The following is a 17,555-nucleotide window of genomic DNA, read 5'->3' on the forward strand; positions in this document are numbered from 1 at the left end:
TCCCTTTACTTGTTGTTAGTTAGTGGTCTATTCGTCAGCCTCGGCGTCCTGTGCCTTGCCGGCGGCTTCTGCTGCCGGCGTGCCCGGACGCTTCTTTTGCACCCAACCTTCGATGTTGCGCTGCTTGCCGCCGGAGACCGCGAGCGCTCCCGCAGGAACGTCGTCCTTAATCACTGTACCCGCACCGGAGTAAGCGCCATCACCGACGGTGACGGGGGCGATGAACATGGTGTCCGAGCCGGTGCGCACGTGGCTGCCGATGGTGGTGTGGTGCTTGTTGACGCCGTCGTAGTTGACGAAGACGGAGGAAGCACCAATGTTGGAGTAATCACCCACGGTGGCGTCACCGATATACGTCAGGTGAGGCACCTTGGTGCCGCGGCCGATCTGTGCCTTCTTTGCCTCGACGAAGCCGCCCAGCTTGCCTTCTTCACCCACGATGACGCCGGGGCGGATGTAGGTAAACGGGCCGATCTGCGCGTTGCTGCCAATAACGGAGTCGAAGCCGTGCGTGCGCACCACGTGTGCGCCTTCACCAACCTGCATGTTGGTCAGCGTGGTGTCGGGGCCGATTTCGGCGCCATCGGCGATGGTCGTGGCACCCCACAGCTGGGTGTTGGGGTGAATGGTGACGTCCTGGCCAATGGTCACGTTGACGCCGATCCAGGTGGTGTCGGGGTCAACGATGGTGGCGCCGCCGCGCATGGCTTCCTCAACCACGCGGCGGTTGAGCAGGCGGCCGGCTTGAGCCAACTGCACGCGGTCGTTGACGCCGGAGAGCTCCTCCGGATCGGTGGCGACGTGCGCACCAACGCGGTGGCCGTCTTCGCGGGCAATCTCCAACACATCGGTGATGTAGAGCTCGCCCTGGGCGTTATCGGAGTTGAGCTTCGTCAAAGCGTCACGAAGCACGGCACCGCCGAATGCAAAGACGCCGGAGTTGACCTCGCGCACCTTTCGCTGTTCCTCAGAGGCGTCCTTCTGCTCCACGATGGCGGTGACGGATCCATCCTCGGCGCGCAGCACGCGGCCATAACCGGTGGGATCCTCCAGCGTCATGGACAGAACTGTTACGGCATTGCCCTCGCTGGTATGGGTCTCCTGCAGCTGGCTCAAAGTTTCCGGGCGCAGAAGTGGAACGTCACCGTTAGTCACGATGACGGTGCCGTTAAAGTCCGGCAGAGCGCTCAAGCCACACTGCACGGCGTGGCCGGTACCGTTCTGCTCCTCCTGAACGGCCTGGGATACTGCGCAATCCAGTTCCTCGGCGATGGCATCGACAGCGGGGGAGACCTGATCGCGCTGGTGGCCCACGACGACCACGAGGTGCTCCGGGTTGAGGCCGGCGGCTGCGTGGAGGGCGTGGCCGAGAAGTGACCTCCCGCCAATCTCATGCAACGTCTTTTGGGTTGAGGATTTCATGCGGGTACCTGCGCCTGCGGCAAGGACGATGGCGGCGCAGTCAGTTACTTCAGCCACGAGTGTGTGCTTCTCCTGTGATTGGGGGTCAGGACTTACTGTGTTTCATCATAACGCGTGCTGCCTACTTCCCGTGTGAGACCTCCGGGAGTGCGCGGGCACGCCACGCGCCGACCAGACCGATGCAAGCCAAGAACAGGATGGCCGCCGAAGGGCCCGCCAGCGCGATGACGGCGGAGATACCGCCGACGACGAGGAGGATGACGCCCATCATGGTGTTTGCAGCCCCGACGTAGCGGGTGCGCTTATCCTCACCAGCCATGTCCACCACATAAGTCTTGCGCGCCACGCGGATAGCGGCGTGCGCCAGGTTGACCAGGAAGAAGCCGAGGGGAAGGGCCCACATGCTCACCGCTGTCGGCGCCCACGCGGCACAGGCCACGATGCCCAGCAAGATGATCGCCGCGGCACCCGCAGCCCAGGACATGACGAGGCGGGAGGACTTATCGGACAACACACCGGAAACCCGGCCGCCGACGAGACTGGCCAATCCCGAGGCCAAGACGAAGCCGCCGAGCCCGCTCAAAGCCTGTGAGCCGATGCTCTGCGAAAGCACCACGATAAAGGAGGTGGACAGGGCAGACACCAGCAGCAGGGCGCGGACGTTGACGAAGCCACGGAAGCGGGCATCCTGGGTATACAGCTGCCAGGTGTCCTTCCACCAGCTGCGGTTCATACCTTTCTGGCCGGAGTCCTCCGGCACTGGCTCCTCGATGCTGCGAAAGACCGCTGCCGCTAGGAACCACGTGGCCGCGCCGATAGCTAGCAGTACCGCCAGGCTCCACCGCGGGAGCTCGCCCAGCATGGCGAGGATGCCACCGGTAATCAGGGTGACTGCCCCGCCGAGCTGCGTGGCCCGTCCGGTCACCACGCCGCGGCGCCCCTTGGAGATGGTGCGGCCCTGGACGTCCTTGCCGGTGAGCGAACACAGCGCGCGGAGCACGGCGAGAACAGCAAGCGCGAGGCAGACGATGAGGCCGAGGAGGGGGCCGCGAACAAGCACGGCAGCCGCTGCAATGATCGCCGCGCACACACCCTGGCCCACCGAGCCCAGTACCCACAGGCGCTTGCGGGCGGGATGGGACACCACCCATGGGGTGAGCGCTGCTTGCGGGAGCATGGAGCCGGACTCGCGCAAGGGGACTAGTAGGCCCGTGAAGAAGCCCGGCACCCCGGTCGCACTGAACAGCCAGGGTAGAACCGTCTTGCCGGAGAGCAATTGATCGCCCACGCCCTGCAGGCCATTCGACCAGACGAAGCGGCGGGCATTGGCGGATTCCTGGGACGGTGAAGAGCCGTGGGGAGATGCAGAACGCGAAGCCATGACTGTGATCTTAAGCCCGGCTCGACCTTATCCGGGCCCTAAGGTTTGCCTGATCTCTATCCTGGAAAACATGTCTATCTCCGCTCGTCCCACAGTGTCCCGCCGTGTCTTCGTCCAAGGCTCCGTGCTCACCATCGCCGGTGCCGCCGTAATGGGGTTGAGCTCATGCTCTGCATCGTCCTCGAAGAATCAGCCGGAGCCACAGGGCTACGACGGTGAGCCGCGCGCCCTGCCCATCCCGCCTGTGGACGAGGGCGAAGTTATTGACGGAACGCGAGTTTTCAAGCTGACCGCGCAGGACGGTTACTCGGAGGTCCTCCCTGGCAACGAGCGCACGCGGACGTGGGGTTTCAACGGTCCCTTCTTAGGGCCCACCTTGCGCGCCCGGCGCGGGGAGAAGGTCCGCGCGGAAATTACGAACAACCTCATCGAGATGACCACGGTGCACTGGCATGGCATGAAGCTGCCTGCCTACTCGGATGGCGGCCCGCACTCGCCAATTGAGGTGGGCAAGACCTGGAAACCCGAGTGGGAGATCACCCAGCCGGCCGCCACGCTGTGGTACCACCCGCACCCGCACATGGCCACGGCCACGCATGCCTACCGCGGGCTGGCGGGGATGTTCCTGATTGATGACGACGTGGCCTCAGATCTTGATCTGCCCCAGGACTACGGCGTGGATGATATCCCGGTGGTCATCATGGACGCGAAGTTCACCGAGGACGGACAGATCGATGAGAAAAGCGATAACACCCTGGGGCTTCTGGGGACCACGCCTCTGGTCAACGGCATTACCAACGCGCGCTTCGACGCCATCACGCGCCGGGTCCGCCTGCGTCTGCTCAACGGTGCCTCGATGCGCTTCTACACACTGGAGCTGAGCAACGGCCCCTTCCACGTCATTGCCACGGACACAGGGCTTCTCGACGCCCCCGTGGAAGTCGACTCCCTCCTCTTCGGCCCGGGCGAGCGTGCCGAAATCATCGTGGATTTGGAGCCCGGCGAGGAAGTACAGCTGCGCTCGGTGCCGCGCAAGGATAACTTTGGGGTGCCCAAGGACAAGGATGCGGCTGACTTCGGCTTCCAGGATTCCTTTGACATTCTCACCATCTCCGGGCCTGCGGAGTCCGCGACGGAGCCACCGGCCCTGCCGGCAACGCTTGACCCGGCCGCGGCGAAGACCCCGTCGACGGATGGACTCACGGAGCGCGAGTTCGTGCTCAACACCTTCATGATTAATGGTGAGCAGATGGACATGGCGCGGGTGGATACCGTCATTGATCATGACGCCCCGGAGATCTGGACCGTGACCAATGAGAACTCTGATTGGCCGCACAACTTCCACATCCACAATGCCCGCTTCAAGGTCCTGGACTGGGACGGCGATGAGAAAATGAATGTGTTCAACTCCGGGTGGAAGGACATTGTGAACCTTCCGCCGAAGGCCACCGCGCGCCTGCTGGTGGAGTTTGGACACTTCCCGGACAAGACCATCCCGTACATGTACCACTGCCACATGTTGCTGCATGAGGATGAAGGAATGATGGGGCAGTACGTCATGGTCAATAAGGGTGAAAAGCCCGACGTGCGCGTGAAACCAGCCGCCTTAGTCTTCGACCAAACCGCCACCGCCCACTCCGCGCACAGCGGCCAGGTGGTGGATTCCTCCCGCAGCCCCTATGCGACGCCGGAGGCGAAGGGCTAACCCTTCACGATGCTCTCGTAGGCACGGCCCGCTAGCGCCGAGCTGTGCCAGCGGCGGAAGAGGTTGGATGGGCGGTTGCGCATCAAGGTGACTGCGAATTTACGTGCGTCAGAGATGACTTCAGGATTTAGAGCGTTGAAGGTTTCCTCTAGTTGGCCGATGGGGTAGTAATAAGCCTCAGTTGGCGTGACGTTGTAATCATGGGAAGAGACGAAGTGGTAAGGGGATTTGCTAAACCAAACGGTATCGGATTCTGCTTTCCAATCGCCGCCCTCGCGTGGAAGAAGGCTAAAGAATCCGGTGCCGAGGGTGTAGCCGTCAAGAAAACCCAAGTCTAAGTTAGTTGGATCAGTGATGACACTGCTACGCGGGAAGACAAGAAACTCAAGTATCCCGGTATTGAGGGTTGCATATCGGCCACCAGCGGTTGAAGGATAGTCCGACAACGTCCAGTACGTTTTCTCTGTTTCTGGCGCAACAGGGATGATGTGCTCGAGGGCGAAGACGATGTCTTTGATTACGGCTTGAGAAACTTCTGGGGGTGCGTTCTTTTCCAGCTTTGTTGGCCCCGATGCTTCAGCGCCACGGACAAAAGCTGCGCGATCAAACTGTGATGGTTCCCAATCCCCAAGGATCCAATGTTTTGATCGGTGACGGTTATGACTAAATCGAGTGGGCTGGGGCCTTCGGAAGCTAATACACCGCTGCGATTGCGGAGTAAGACGCCGGCATCGAGTTGGTACTGGATCATTTGTTTTTCAAGGATGTCCAGCTCCAAAGGCGGTGCGGGCGCAAATGATAGTGCTACGACATCGCCCCAGGATTCATGGTGGTTGGAACCATGAGTGTGATCTCTGAACCGCTTGACGACGTCGATGGATTGGCCCACGTACTTCGTGCCATCGTCGAACTCGATGACATAGATTCCACACCGCTCATTGGCGGGGAAGATGGGGCCGATGGGTGTGTTTGAGTCAAGTTCCAAGCGCTTGAAGTCGAGGGGAGAAGCCATGATGACAACGTAGACGATGCCTGGGGCCCAGCGTCCGCAGATTGGGTGTTTCAGATAAAAGAAAGCCCCGCTGACGCGGGGAAGTGATGGTGTTAAGCATCAGCAAGGGCTCATCCCAGCAGCGCAGGGAAGTTAAATGGCCCATCATGAAGCCTACATTGCGATTGTTAAAGAACAATTTTCAGAAAACAATGAACTTGCTAATGCTAACAATGCTATGCAAGTTTTAAACCACTTCTTATGAAGGATGATCATGGAAAAGACTGCTGGACAGGGACCGAACTCAAGTTTAATTCCGGACCGGACACGTGATTTTTGTCTTAGGGCTGATGGCTGGGCGCGCGAGCGTAGTCCGCAAGCTCAAAGTTTGTGGGCTAAATCAGGTGATGGCACAGATTTCTTGACGCTGCCGCAGCATATGGTGGATTCGGCATGCGCTGCCTCTTTCTTGTATAACTCCTGGTTGGCTGCTTCTGTGAAGCGCTATCTTTCAGAAGGGCTGGGGGTCGATGAGTCTGGGGTTGAGGCGCTATATGTGTGGCTTGCGGGAGTCCATGATGTGGGAAAAGCAATACGCACGTTCCAGCGCCTACTCCTGGAAAGTGATAAAGCGTATCTCGTGCATGCCGTCTCAGATGCGGGTTTAGATATTGAACTCAGTGTTGATGAGGCCAACTTTGACAAGCTTCCGCATGGCGTTGCGTCAGGAGAGATTCTATCTCAGTGGTTATGTGCACGAGGTGTTCGTCTCCCAAAAGCTAACGCATTGGCGGCGGTTGTTAACGCACACCACGGCATCGCGAATAAACCCTCGAGGCAGGTGCGCGAACTTATTGAGGATTACCCCGATCCATGGAAGCGCGTGCACAAAGAACTGCTCGACGCTATGACGGATCCCTGTGGTGCTGACTCAGTGATTGAGAAGGTTTGTCGTGGCAACAAGCTGCATCAAGGCGTGGCGGAAATTCTCACTGGGCTCGTGGTGATGGCGGACTGGATGGCTTCTAATGAGAACGCGTTCACACTGCACGTGAGCGGAACGCAGCTTGAGCGGGTCGAGGCAGCTGCCGCAACTATCGACGTAACGACGCCTTGGGAACCTGAAAGAGGGGACTGGCGGGATATTGACGCTCACTTTCGGCGCTCGTTTGACTGGCCGGGGGAGTATTGTGCCCGGCCGGTGCAGCGTGCAGTCGTCGAGGCAGCGCAACAGCTGGAAGGGCCAGCACTTGTTGTCATTGAGGCCGAAACTGGAGTTGGAAAGACTGAAGCAGCCCTTGCTGCTGCAGAAATCCTGGGGGCTAACAGTGCAGCGCAAGGAGTTTTCTTCGCGGCACCGACCATGGCAACGGCTAATGGGTTGTTGGAGCGCACTATTGAATGGGCCTCGAACAATAGCGTTGACTCGGTGAGGAGCATGTACCTTGCGCACTCCAAGAACGATCTTTCGGAGCCGTACCGGCAGCTGAAATTCTCGCAAATTGGCAAGGACTCCGGCGAAGGCGGCGGAGTTATTGCGTCACAATGGATGTCTGGACGCCGTCTGGGGCTGTTGTCCAATTTTGTGGTCGGCACTGTGGACCAAGTCTTGATGATGGCGCTTCAGCAGCGCTTCCACATGCTGCGGCACGTGGGTCTGGCGGGGAAGGTCATCATCTTTGACGAGGTGCATTCTTTCGACGTCTACACCAGTGACTACCTCCAAAGAACCATTGAGTGGCTTGGTTATTACGGTGCCAGCGTCATTCTCATGTCAGCGACGCTTCCGCCAGATAAGCGACGTTCACTGGTACAGGCATACTCCAGCGCACCCTGGCCTGATGAAGAACCTACTGGGTATCCACTGCTTACGCTTGCAACTAGGGATTCCGTGGAGTTTCATTCGGTGCCGCCAACGCCAACGAACTTAGAAGCACGCATTGAGTACCTAGACGATGACGCGGAGAAGCTCGTAAGCTTCGCGGATTATTACCTCAATGAAGGCGGCTGCGCACTCATCATCTGCAACACGATTGCCCGCGCACAAGAGGCATATCGCGTTTTAGAAGGCGTTTACGGCGACGAAGTACAGCTACACCATGCAGGCTTCGTTGCGTGGGAGCGCGTAGCGAAGGAAGATGGCCTTCGCGAGGAACTCGGACCTGATTCTCACCGGGGAAGTGGGCGTCCGCAGCGCAAGATTGTGATCGCAACCCAAGTGGCGGAGCAAAGCCTCGATATTGATGCTGATGTTCTTGTCACGGATATCGCACCGATGGATCTCATTATCCAGCGCATCGGACGTTTGCATCGCCATGCGCGTCCAGCCACTGATCGACCGGAGAAGCTACAACAGCCACGGGTGATGATTCGAGGACTCCTTAAGCACGAACCCGTCCCTGAGTTTGATTCGGGAGCGGAGTTTATCTACGGCCAAACCCTGCTCCTATCGACGTATGCGATGCTTCCAGAACTCTTTCGACGCCCCGACGATATTGAAGGACTTGTCCAAGCAGCATATGACAAGAACTTTATGCCGCCGGAGGAGTGGGAAGAGGCGTGGGAGAACGCAAAAAATGACAGCGATTCGACCGAAGATAGAGCTCATACCCGATCATCGACGCATCAGCTGCCGCGCCCGTGGCCCCGCGTCAAATACCACGATCTTTTCCAACAACTCATTAGCGATGACGCAGCATCGGGAGATGAACGCGGAGCTACTCAAGTCCGAGATGCTGAACCTTCGGTGGAAGTCATTCCAATTAGGAGCACTGAATACGGCTATCAGCCGTGGGGCTTTGAGGAAGAAGTACTTGATGGCACCGAGCTGTCCTACAACGTTGCGTTCCATTTGGCTTCGAGCACGGTCCGTCTACCGACTCGTTTGACGAGGTGGGAATCTGATTTTGAGGCGGTCGTCAGCACTTTGGAAGAAGCTACGCCGGCACAATGGCGTTCGCATTTCCTTCTAAGGGGACAACTGGCATTGCTGCTCGACGATTCTGACACCGCACAGCTTGGGCGGTTTACCGTGACTTATTCCTCCGAGCTGGGTATCGAAATTCTTAGCGATGGAGGAGAGTGAATGTCCGTCGCCCTTTGTACTCTGAGGGCACCTCCTCTCAGAGGCTCCTCTACGAGAATCAACAACCCACAACAAGACAAAGAAAGGAGGCGAAAGAAGAATGACTGACACCTCAACGTTTAACCTTCTCGATGAGCCATGGATCAAGTGCATGGATGGTACCAACCAGCCTGTAACCCTGAGCATCCGCGATATCTTTTCTGGCCGCGGTGACGCTTACAAAGTCGTTGGTGACTCACCAACTCAGGACTACGCGGTGCTTCGTGTGCTGCTGGCCATTTTTTGGCGGGCGCATGCTCTAGATCTTGTGGAGAGTTACGCGGGCAATAATTGGGAAGACTTTGATTGGCCGGAATGGTTCGATGATCTGCGTGATCAGCTTGTAAACGAGAAGCGTGATGACGCGGTCCTTGACTACCTTGATGGCCTTGAAGATCGGTTCGATCTTCTTTCACCGATTGCTCCCTTCATGCAAGTCGCGGACTTGCATACGAAGTCAGGAGCCACAAAACCTGTAGCCTTCATTGTTCCGGAAGCTGCTGATGACTTCTTCACCATGCGTACAGCGGAAGGACGAGAATCTCTCGCTCTCGATGAGGCCGCTAGATGGCTGATCCATGCGCAGGCATTCGATTACTCGGGAATCAAGTCGGGTGCGGAAGGAGATCCCCGCGTTAAAGGCGGACGAGGCTACCCCATCGGAACTGGTTGGACCGGACGCACTGGCGGCACGATTGTCCTAGGCGAAGGTGGGATTCTTGAGACTCTGATTCTCAATACCCCGCCGTCAGCGGTCTTGGATTCCCAAGAGGGAGGAGCTGTGAGCGCGGATACTCCCGTTTGGGAACGTGAACCTGACACCGCAGCGCAGCGGCCGGGATCAAGCGATGACATTGGTGCCGTCCCACACGGTGCGGTCGATCTTGCGACCTGGCAGGCACGGCGTATTCGCCTCTTCTTTGAAGGCGACCGCGCGGTTCAAGTATTGGTCTCGAACGGCGACCGTATTCCAGATGCAGGAAAGAATGTCATGGGCGATCCCATGACTCCTTACCGCTACAGTCCGAATCAATCGAAGAAAGGCACCGACGCCTACTATGCGCGCCCTTATGACCCGACGCGGACAATGTGGCGAGCACTCGATGCATTGATCGCGTTGGAGGACGACCCCGGATTCGATAACGGAAAGAACAAAGCTCCGAAGCGACCGAGGAACCTCTCCAACCTGGCGGCTCTCGAAGCGGATGGGTACTTGGACAAGAGCCTTCTCGATCTCGCATTGGTGTCGATGGAGTACGGCCCGCAGGAGTCGTCCGTGGCCTCGACGTTTATCGCCACGATAGGTTTGCCACTCGTCGTACTGCGTGCCGATGAAACTGGACGCAAGGTGCGCAATGCCGTACGTACCTCCGCTGAGAAAACTGGCAAAGCTGCAATCAGCCTCGGCTGGTTTGCCGGTCAGTTGCTCGTCGCCGCTGGCAGTGACTATGAATTCGGAAGCAGTACTGCTGACCGTTTCTATGCTCGTCTTGAACCGCTCTTCCTGGCATGGATGGCAGGGTTGAGCTCTGACAACGCTGAGAAAAGGCAGATTGATTGGCAAAAGCAGGTCCGCGAACAGGTTCTTCGTGATGCCCGCGAACTTCTTCGTGGGGCAGGAACAAAGGCCATCGTGGGCAGAGAAGTCGACGCCGGAGACAGCGGTAAGGGACGAATAGTTTCAGCCGGCTCGCTCTACCGACAACTGCATCGAAGGCTCGATAAAGACCTACCGTTGACGGCTTCTCTCACCATCCCAGACACAGGTGCCTTTGGAAACTCACACGAGGATGACTCCGATGACTAACACTTCAACTAGCACTGATTACCCGAGCACGTCGACAGGGCCAACCTTGCGCCAAGCAGTTGCTCGGACTGCGAACGACCTTCAGTTTGCTATCTTGCGCTCGCCAAACCATTCGCAAAGCGCACAGGCACGCGCAACGCTTGCGAGACTTCGCAAGTATGCTTCCGTGCCCCTCAACGACCAACCTCTAGCTCTAGAGGAAGTCCTGCTGAGCCTTCATCCGCCTCTTAGCGAGAAGGAACTCGGCAGAGGAAACGCTCCTTCAGCGTCGGAGTCTGCAGCATTTCATGCCCTCGTCATGTTTGGCATTCACATGCAAAGTGCGACGACTGACGCCCACGTTGAAGGTCAAAGCTTTGCCCATGCATGTGGCCGCTTCTTTGCACAGAGCGAATCGCAGTCCACAAAGCCCCGCTTCGATGCCATGCTCGTTTCACGCGATGAAGCATCTCGATTGATCCATATCCGCTCGCTCATCACGCTGCTTCGCGGCGCAAAGATTGGCTTTGACTATGGGCAATTTGCACAAGACCTCAGAATTCTCAGCGCTCGGACCTCCACCCAAGCTGATCAGAATCGCCGCCAAGGGGTTCTTTTGAGATGGGGGCGTGACTTTGCCGCTGGTGCTTTTGTCAAGAGCACGAAAGCTACTGAATCCTAAACAACAATCTTGAACTGAAAGGAAAAGTTCACCATGTCCCTTGTTATTGATATCCACGCACTACAAACCCTGCCGCCGTCTCTGATCAACCGAGACGATACGGGTGCTCCCAAGTCCGCAATTTTTGGTGGGGTCCCGCGCCAGCGCGTGTCCTCACAATCCTGGAAGCGCGCAATTCGAAACTACTTTGAAAAGAACGTCGATCCTGAGTTCGTGGGGGACCGCTCAAAGCGCCTGCCAGAGAAGATCGCGAAACTCGTTGAGAACCACGATGGCTGGGATTCTAAGCGCGCTATCAAACAGGTTTCTGATCTTTTCAAGGCCGCAGGTATTTCGACCGAAGTCGATAGCAAGCGGATCAAGGAACTAGAAAAGTCCGACGCCGAGGACAAAGAGGAGCTCATTAAGGAAGCTAGCTATCCGCGAACTAAGTACCTCATCTTCTTGAGCCCGCAGCAGATTGATCGCGCAGTCCGAGCGATCGTCGATGCTGACGGAGAGAAGATCAAAAAGGCTGAGGCTAAAGAGATCCTCGATACGCAGCATTCTGTCGATATGGCGATGTTTGGTCGCATGATTGCTGATGACGCTGCCTTCAATGTTGATGCCGCAGTGCAGGTTGCTCATGCATTGGGTATCCACAGCAGCGCTCCAGAATTCGACTATTTCACTGCGGTCGATGATCTCGCAGAAGATGGTGAAGAGACGGGTGCTGGGATGATCGGCACGGTACAAATGATGTCTTCTACCCTGTACCGGTTCGCCACTGTGAACGTAGCTGGCCTTACAAAGAATCTCGACTCCGAAGAGAACGCAAAGCAGGCTGCGGTTCAGTTTGTCGACGCGTTCATCAAATCCATGCCCACCGGCAAGATCAATTCTTTTGCCAACCACACGCTGCCTGAGCTGGTCTATGTCACAGTGCGCGATACCCGTCCGGTCAGCCTTGTGACGGCGTTTGAAGAACCTGTCCAAGCCACCGACGACAAGAACTTGCGCTTAGCAGGTGCCGAAGCTCTGGCAAAGGAAGAAAGGGAGTTTGAGGAGAACTACGGTCTGAAGCCATTGGCTGCATTCGCGGTTGGTGTAAGCGTAGCGCGAGCACCGTTCGCTGACATCGCTGAGACCGTAACTTTGCCCGAACTAGCGGACCGTCTTGCCGCAGCGTTGAATTCCTCCCAATCCTAGTGAAGGGAGTCACCTCATGACATCGAGCTTATTACTGTTGCTCAAGGCCCCCTTGCAGTCTTGGGGCAATGATTCGCGCTATGCGACGCGAACAACCTCGCAGATACCATCGAAATCCGGAGTGCTCGGTATGCTTGCCGCTGCGGAAGGTCGCCGGCGGACCGACGACATTGAGGACCTCGCCCGTCTTACTTTCGCTGTGCGGGTTGACCAGTCCGGTAGTCTGCTGCGTGATTACCAGACCGCACAGAATTGGCAGCGGAATCCAAATGCATCCGCAAAATTGATTACGCGCTATTTCCTCTCTGATGCTGCCTTTGTTGCCGCCATCGAGGCAGAGGACCGCGGTTTGCTTGAAGGTTTGGCTGAGGCGCTGAACAAACCTGCATTCCCCATTTTCTTGGGACGACGTTCATGTCCGGCACCGCCAAATTTGGTGCAGGGAATCGACGGCAAACCCGCGGTTGAGTCGCTTCAAGCGCACTCTACGTGGCATGCCACAAAGGAGTACATGAAGACCTGTGGAGAGAAGGTAGCCCTGCCGATTTATCGCGATGCAAAGCCAGGTGAACTCGGGGAGTCGTTGCAAGACGTGCCCGTGTCGTTCGATCCGAGGCACCGAAAGTACTCCTGGCGCACGGTTGTTCAACGTGAGCGCGCCATGGTTGATAATCCCTTGGACGCATCGCAGCTGCGGCCGGACCCATTTATGGAAGCGGTGATGAACGCGTGACCACGCTAACTAAGATCCTGATCAACCCTCAGTTGCGTCAAGGGCGGAAGCTCCTTACGAATCCACATGCCATGCATGCGGCAGTTAGTGCAGCTTTTCCGCCGGACATCGATACCGATGAAGCACGGTTGTTATGGCGGATTGATCGAAATAGTCACGAAAACGCTCTTTACATTGTTGGCCCCGAGAAACCGACGGCGTCTGGAATCGTAGAGCAGGCTGGCTATGACACACGGCCCGCCCAGTCCCTTGATTACACTCGCCTTCTGGGGTCCTTGCAGAAGGGGCAGCACTGGAGGTTTGAGCTGCTTGCAAACCCAACCTATTCTCAGTCCAACAACGGAAAACGTGGCAAAGTTAAAGCCCACGTTTCAGTGGAGCATCAGCTTGAGTGGCTCTATTCTCGGGCGGAAAAGGCTGGTTTTGCGTTGGCTCCGCGTGCCAATGACACGGTGCCTGCGGAAGAACGAGCACGTTGGTCGGGAGAAGATGAAACAGCCATCGTGGAGAGGCGGACCCTTGATTTCCGCAAAGGTGGGAACCGACGCCACATCCGCATTGTAACGGCCCGCTATCGTGGCACCCTGGAGGTCACAGATTCTGCGCTCCTCCGCTCCACTCTTACTCACGGTATAGGGCGTGCTCGTGGTTATGGTTGTGGTCTGATGACGTTGGCGGCAGTTTCTTAATGGCTACGCCACATGAGGTCCCTATCGCACGCCAGGCTTTGGCGCGCGTAGGGGACCGGATCAGTTTTCTTTACGCCGAACGCTGTGTAGTGAATCGTGATGGCAATTCGCTCACGATAATGGACCAACGGGGCATTGCTCATCTTCCAGCTACCCAAATCGCAGCTCTTCTATTGGGGCCGGGGACAAAGATTACCTATGCTGCGATGGCCCTGCTTGGCGACGCCGGCGTAAGCACCGTCTGGGTAGGAGAGCGCGGTGTGCGGTACTACGCACACGGCCGTCCGCCAGCAAAATCAAGCCGCATGGCAGAAATCCAAGCGGAGGTAGTCACTCACCAACGCAAGAGATTGAATTGTGCACGCCGCATGTATGCCATGCGCTTTCCAGGTGAGGATGTGTCGGGTTTGACCATGGCACAACTACGCGGCCGAGAAGGCGCGAGGATGAAGAAGGTCTATGAAGCGGAATCGAAACGAACCGGAGTCTATTGGAATCGGCGCTCCTATGATCCAAATGATTTTGAATCCTCTGACTCGATTAATCAGGCACTGACTGCTGCAAGTGCAGCACTTTACGGAGTAGCTCACGCTGTCATCACTGCTTTAGGATTCGTTCCCGCTTTAGGCGTTGTTCACACGGGAACTGACCGCGCCTTTGTTTATGACATAGCTGATTTGTACAAGGCAGAGATTTCAATTCCCGCTGCTTTTGATACTGTCGCGGCTGCCAAAGGAAAGCCAACCGTAGAAGTTCGCCGTCACATTCGTGACTACGTTGTTTCACATAGACTCATGCCGCGCATGGTCAAAGACCTTAAGTCGCTGTTCGATATCCCTGATGATGAGCTTGTTAGTGATGTCGAACTCATGCTGTGGAGTGAACTCGAAGTCATTGCTTCAGGAGTGAATTGGGCCGAAGAGGAGACACTTTCGTGATCGTTCTTGTCGTAACTGCATGCCCCGCTGGGCTTCGGGGTGACTTATCAAAATGGCTGATTGAACTAACGCCGGGTGTCTTTGTCGGCCGCCCTTCCGCACGAATTCGTGACTTGTTGTGGGAGCGAACCGTTGAACTGTGTAAGGACGGTAGAGCATTACTGGTCTATTCGGCAGCAAACGAACAGGGTTTAGAATTCCGGACTCACCGGCATCATTGGCAACCACAAGACTTTGATGGTGTCACGCTCATGGTTCGTCCTGCTCCTGGAAGCAAGAAAGTTCAAAACAGGACTGGTTGGTCACAAGCCCGACGGATTCGTTCGGCATACCAGAAACAGAAACGAAAATAGCTGAGGAACTCTAGACAGGTTCTGTGTCTCTTCCGAGAAGAAGCCGTATGTAAACTGAGGGTTCGGCTCCTTTATACGCTGCTCAGCAAGTGTGCTCCCCGCGTGAGCGGGGATGAGCCGTGGGGCGGCGCAGGCCGCGAGTAGAATTTTACGTGCTCCCCGCGTGAGCGGGGATGAGCCTACCAGGCCAGCATCCAAACTTGGAAGTCCAAGGTGCTCCCCGCGTGAGCGGGGATGAGCCGTACAGGGTTGCGGTGGCGTGCTCCGCGATACTGTGCTCCCCGCGTGAGCGGGGATGAGCCCATGACGGCATTCTGGTTAAGGCCGGTGACCGTGTGCTCCCCGCGTGAGCGGGGATGAGCCGCTCCTGAGACGTAGCAGCATCAGCCGCCGCCGGTGCTCCCCGCGTGAGCGGGGATGAGCCCCTCAACACCTGGGAACCCGGGGGCAAGGACGTGTGCTCCCCGCGTGAGCGGGGATGAGCCCAGCCAGGGGCACACCAAGCCCTACTGCCTACCGTGCTCCCCGCGTGAGCGGGGATGAGCCCTGGATTTTTTGGCCTGCGCGCCCCGGGGTGTAGTGCTCCCCGCGTGAGCGGGGATGAGCCCGCTCGGCCAGTACAAGCTGAGTGACGTTGGGGGTGCTCCCCGCGTGAGCGGGGATGAGCCGATGGCTACAGCCCCACACGCATCGCTGAGTGCGTGCTCCCCGCGTGAGCGGGGATGAGCCGCTGATAGGGGGCGCGACGTCGAGTCCCGACTCGTGCTCCCCGCGTGAGCGGGGATGAGCCCCCAACCACCGGGCGAGCATTCGGAATGTAGGTGTGCTCCCCGCGTGAGCGGGGATGAGCCCCAATCAACCCGATGGTGGTATCGAAGACCTCCGTGCTCCCCGCGTGAGCGGGGATGAGCCCCATAAGAACGAGAACCATAAGACTAGTAAAGAGTGCTCCCCGCGTGAGCGGGGATGAGCCGACTTTCAAAAGTCGTTTTCTAGCTCGTCTGGGGTGCTCCCCGCGTGAGCGGGGATGAGCCCGTCACCGGGCGCATCCAGCATTTTGAATGGCAGTGCTCCCCGCGTGAGCGGGGATGAGCCGCACTCAGGGCAGCAATGTGTAGTAGTCATTTAGTGCTCCCCGCGTGAGCGGGGATGAGCCCATCCACCGGATTACCCTCGAATGCGTTTTTATGTGCTCCCCGCGTGAGCGGGGATGAGCCCGGAGACCTCACTGTCTTCTATGACGAACGTGAGTGCTCCCCGCGTGAGCGGGGATGAGCCCCGGCTGGCGAAAAGTTCACCTTCGAGCGTCGCGTGCTCCCCGCGTGAGCGGGGATGAGCCCGCGCTCATGTGCCAGTCGCAAATGCAGATGGAGTGCTCCCCGCGTGAGCGGGGATGAGCCCGCCCACATGGAATGCAGCCCCACAACGGCACCGTGCTCCCCGCGTGAGCGGGGATGAGCCGTCCCGCGATACCCCGGCGCAACACCATAGTTTGTGCTCCCCGCGTGAGCGGGGATGAGCCGGAAGCTCAACGGCATCCATAAGGAGTTCAAGGGTGCTCCCCGCGTGAGCGGGGATGAGCCGGGTGGGGCCGTAGCCTCGGCTTCTGCGGCCTGGTGCTCCCCGCGTGAGCGGGGATGAGCCGCAATCACCGCAGAGCTGAAAGATGCTCGCTCTGTGCTCCCCGCGTGAGCGGGGATGAGCCGGCACGGGCAAACTTAACGACGAATTCGGGGTCGTGCTCCCCGCGTGAGCGGGGATGAGCCTGGTCAACCCTCACTAGCGACGGCGCAAACATGGTGCTCCCCGCGTGAGCGGGGATGAGCCGGGCGAACCGGGCAGTATGTGGCTAACGATCGAGTGCTCCCCGCGTGAGTGGGGATGAGCCGTCATACGGATGAGGGAAGAGCTTATCGCCTGGGTGCTCCCCGCGTGAGCGGGGATGAGCCGGTAGCTAACTTCTGGCAGATCACTAATATCCGGTGCTCCCCGCGTGAGCGGGGATGAGCCCGCCTCAGCCTCCCCAGCGCTCAAATCAAACTGGTGCTCCCCGCGTGAGCGGGGATGAGCCGACGTCGTTGATTTTTGCCGCGGTGGCTTTGGCGTGCTCCCCGCGTGAGCGGGGATGAGCCCCAATCAGCAACAACCTGCAGGCCAAAGCGCAGGTGCTCCCCGCGTGAGCGGGGATGAGCCCCGATTCAGCCGGAACCTATGTGGGACGTCTTCGTGCTCCCCGCGTGAGCGGGGATGAGCCCATCCGCATCTCGGGAGAAGTCACCCTGCCGGAGTGCTCCCCGCGTGAGCGGGGATGAGCCGGGCTGACCCGGTGCGTCGTAGTCGTACACGCGGTGCTCCCCGCGTGAGCGGGGATGAGCCCTGCGCGGTCATGTTCTGAATATCGCCCAGGTCGTGCTCCCCGCGTGAGCGGGGATGAGCCGTCCTACCACCCGCCCCAAAGACAGACGACAGCGTGCTCCCCGCGTGAGCGGGGATGAGCCGCCATCATCCTCCGCGACAAACTCACCCGATACGTGCTCCCCGCGTGAGCGGGGATGAGCCCCAC

The 17,555-nt window shown here is 58.3% G+C and carries 13 protein-coding genes and 1 CRISPR repeat array; of the genes, 9 read left to right on the forward strand and 4 right to left on the reverse strand.

All coding sequences use genetic code 11. The annotated features are described in order from the left end of the window. Positions 1-27: 27 nt before the first annotated feature. Positions 28-1,479 (reverse strand): bifunctional UDP-N-acetylglucosamine diphosphorylase/glucosamine-1-phosphate N-acetyltransferase GlmU, encoded by a 1,452-nt coding sequence (glmU, locus tag HMPREF2760_RS12035; protein WP_070565805.1) that lies wholly within the window; start codon positions 1,477-1,479, stop codon positions 28-30. A gap of 64 nt (positions 1,480-1,543) precedes the next feature. Further along, positions 1,544-2,803, reverse strand: a complete 1,260-nt coding sequence (locus HMPREF2760_RS12040) for an MFS transporter (protein WP_070565807.1) — start codon at positions 2,801-2,803, stop codon at positions 1,544-1,546. 70 nt (positions 2,804-2,873) lie between these two features. Here HMPREF2760_RS12040 and HMPREF2760_RS12045 point away from each other — a divergent pair, with 70 nt between their 5' ends. Next, positions 2,874-4,508, forward strand: coding sequence for a multicopper oxidase family protein (locus tag HMPREF2760_RS12045; RefSeq protein WP_070565809.1), 1,635 nt, complete (start codon positions 2,874-2,876; stop codon positions 4,506-4,508). Here the strand turns inward: HMPREF2760_RS12045 and HMPREF2760_RS12050 are convergent. Beyond that, positions 4,505-4,840, reverse strand: coding sequence for a hypothetical protein (locus tag HMPREF2760_RS12050; protein WP_246817364.1), 336 nt, complete (start codon positions 4,838-4,840; stop codon positions 4,505-4,507). The two genes, HMPREF2760_RS12045 and HMPREF2760_RS12050, sit on opposite strands and share 4 nt — an antisense overlap. A gap of 185 nt (positions 4,841-5,025) precedes the next feature. Continuing rightward, positions 5,026-5,520: a GIY-YIG nuclease family protein gene (locus HMPREF2760_RS13135; protein ID WP_246816504.1), complete on the reverse strand. Its 495-nt coding sequence runs from the start codon at positions 5,518-5,520 to the stop codon at positions 5,026-5,028. Between the two features lie 253 nt (positions 5,521-5,773). Here HMPREF2760_RS13135 and HMPREF2760_RS12060 point away from each other — a divergent pair, with 253 nt between their 5' ends. From HMPREF2760_RS12060 to cas2e, 8 genes are all read left to right on the forward strand, one after another. Further along, a complete protein-coding gene (locus tag HMPREF2760_RS12060; protein WP_070565811.1) occupies positions 5,774-8,584 on the forward strand; it encodes a CRISPR-associated helicase/endonuclease Cas3 in 2,811 nt (936 codons plus the stop codon). A 100-nt stretch (positions 8,585-8,684) separates the two neighbouring features. After that, positions 8,685-10,430 carry a type I-E CRISPR-associated protein Cse1/CasA gene (casA, locus tag HMPREF2760_RS12065; protein WP_070565813.1) on the forward strand — a complete coding sequence of 582 codons (1,746 nt, stop codon included), beginning with the start codon at positions 8,685-8,687 and terminating at the stop codon, positions 10,428-10,430. Further along, positions 10,423-11,091, forward strand: coding sequence for a type I-E CRISPR-associated protein Cse2/CasB (casB, locus tag HMPREF2760_RS12070; RefSeq protein WP_070565815.1), 669 nt, complete (start codon positions 10,423-10,425; stop codon positions 11,089-11,091). Before casA ends, casB begins: the two co-directional genes overlap by 8 nt. Before the next feature lie 33 nt (positions 11,092-11,124). After that, positions 11,125-12,279, forward strand: coding sequence for a type I-E CRISPR-associated protein Cas7/Cse4/CasC (gene cas7e / locus HMPREF2760_RS12075; protein WP_070562520.1), 1,155 nt, complete (start codon positions 11,125-11,127; stop codon positions 12,277-12,279). A 16-nt stretch (positions 12,280-12,295) separates the two neighbouring features. After that, complete coding sequence (gene cas5e / locus HMPREF2760_RS12080; protein ID WP_070565817.1) at positions 12,296-13,012, forward strand: type I-E CRISPR-associated protein Cas5/CasD; 717 nt, start codon at positions 12,296-12,298, stop codon at positions 13,010-13,012. Next, positions 13,009-13,701, forward strand: coding sequence for a type I-E CRISPR-associated protein Cas6/Cse3/CasE (cas6e, locus tag HMPREF2760_RS12085; protein WP_070597552.1), 693 nt, complete (start codon positions 13,009-13,011; stop codon positions 13,699-13,701). The genes cas5e and cas6e overlap by 4 nt, the downstream gene beginning before the upstream one ends. Beyond that, positions 13,701-14,639, forward strand: coding sequence for a type I-E CRISPR-associated endonuclease Cas1e (gene cas1e, locus HMPREF2760_RS12090; protein ID WP_070597553.1), 939 nt, complete (start codon positions 13,701-13,703; stop codon positions 14,637-14,639). The genes cas6e and cas1e overlap by 1 nt, the downstream gene beginning before the upstream one ends. Beyond that, positions 14,636-14,992 carry a type I-E CRISPR-associated endoribonuclease Cas2e gene (cas2e, locus tag HMPREF2760_RS12665; RefSeq protein WP_070683833.1) on the forward strand — a complete coding sequence of 119 codons (357 nt, stop codon included), beginning with the start codon at positions 14,636-14,638 and terminating at the stop codon, positions 14,990-14,992. The genes cas1e and cas2e overlap by 4 nt, the downstream gene beginning before the upstream one ends. A gap of 91 nt (positions 14,993-15,083) precedes the next feature. Further along, positions 15,084-17,551: a CRISPR direct-repeat array (repeat unit 28 nt; unit sequence GTGCTCCCCGCGTGAGCGGGGATGAGCC). Positions 17,552-17,555: the final 4 nt, after the last annotated feature.

It is taken from the genome of Corynebacterium sp. HMSC065D07, assembly GCF_001810695.1.
Taxonomy (GTDB): Bacteria; Actinomycetota; Actinomycetes; order Mycobacteriales; family Mycobacteriaceae; genus Corynebacterium; species Corynebacterium hesseae.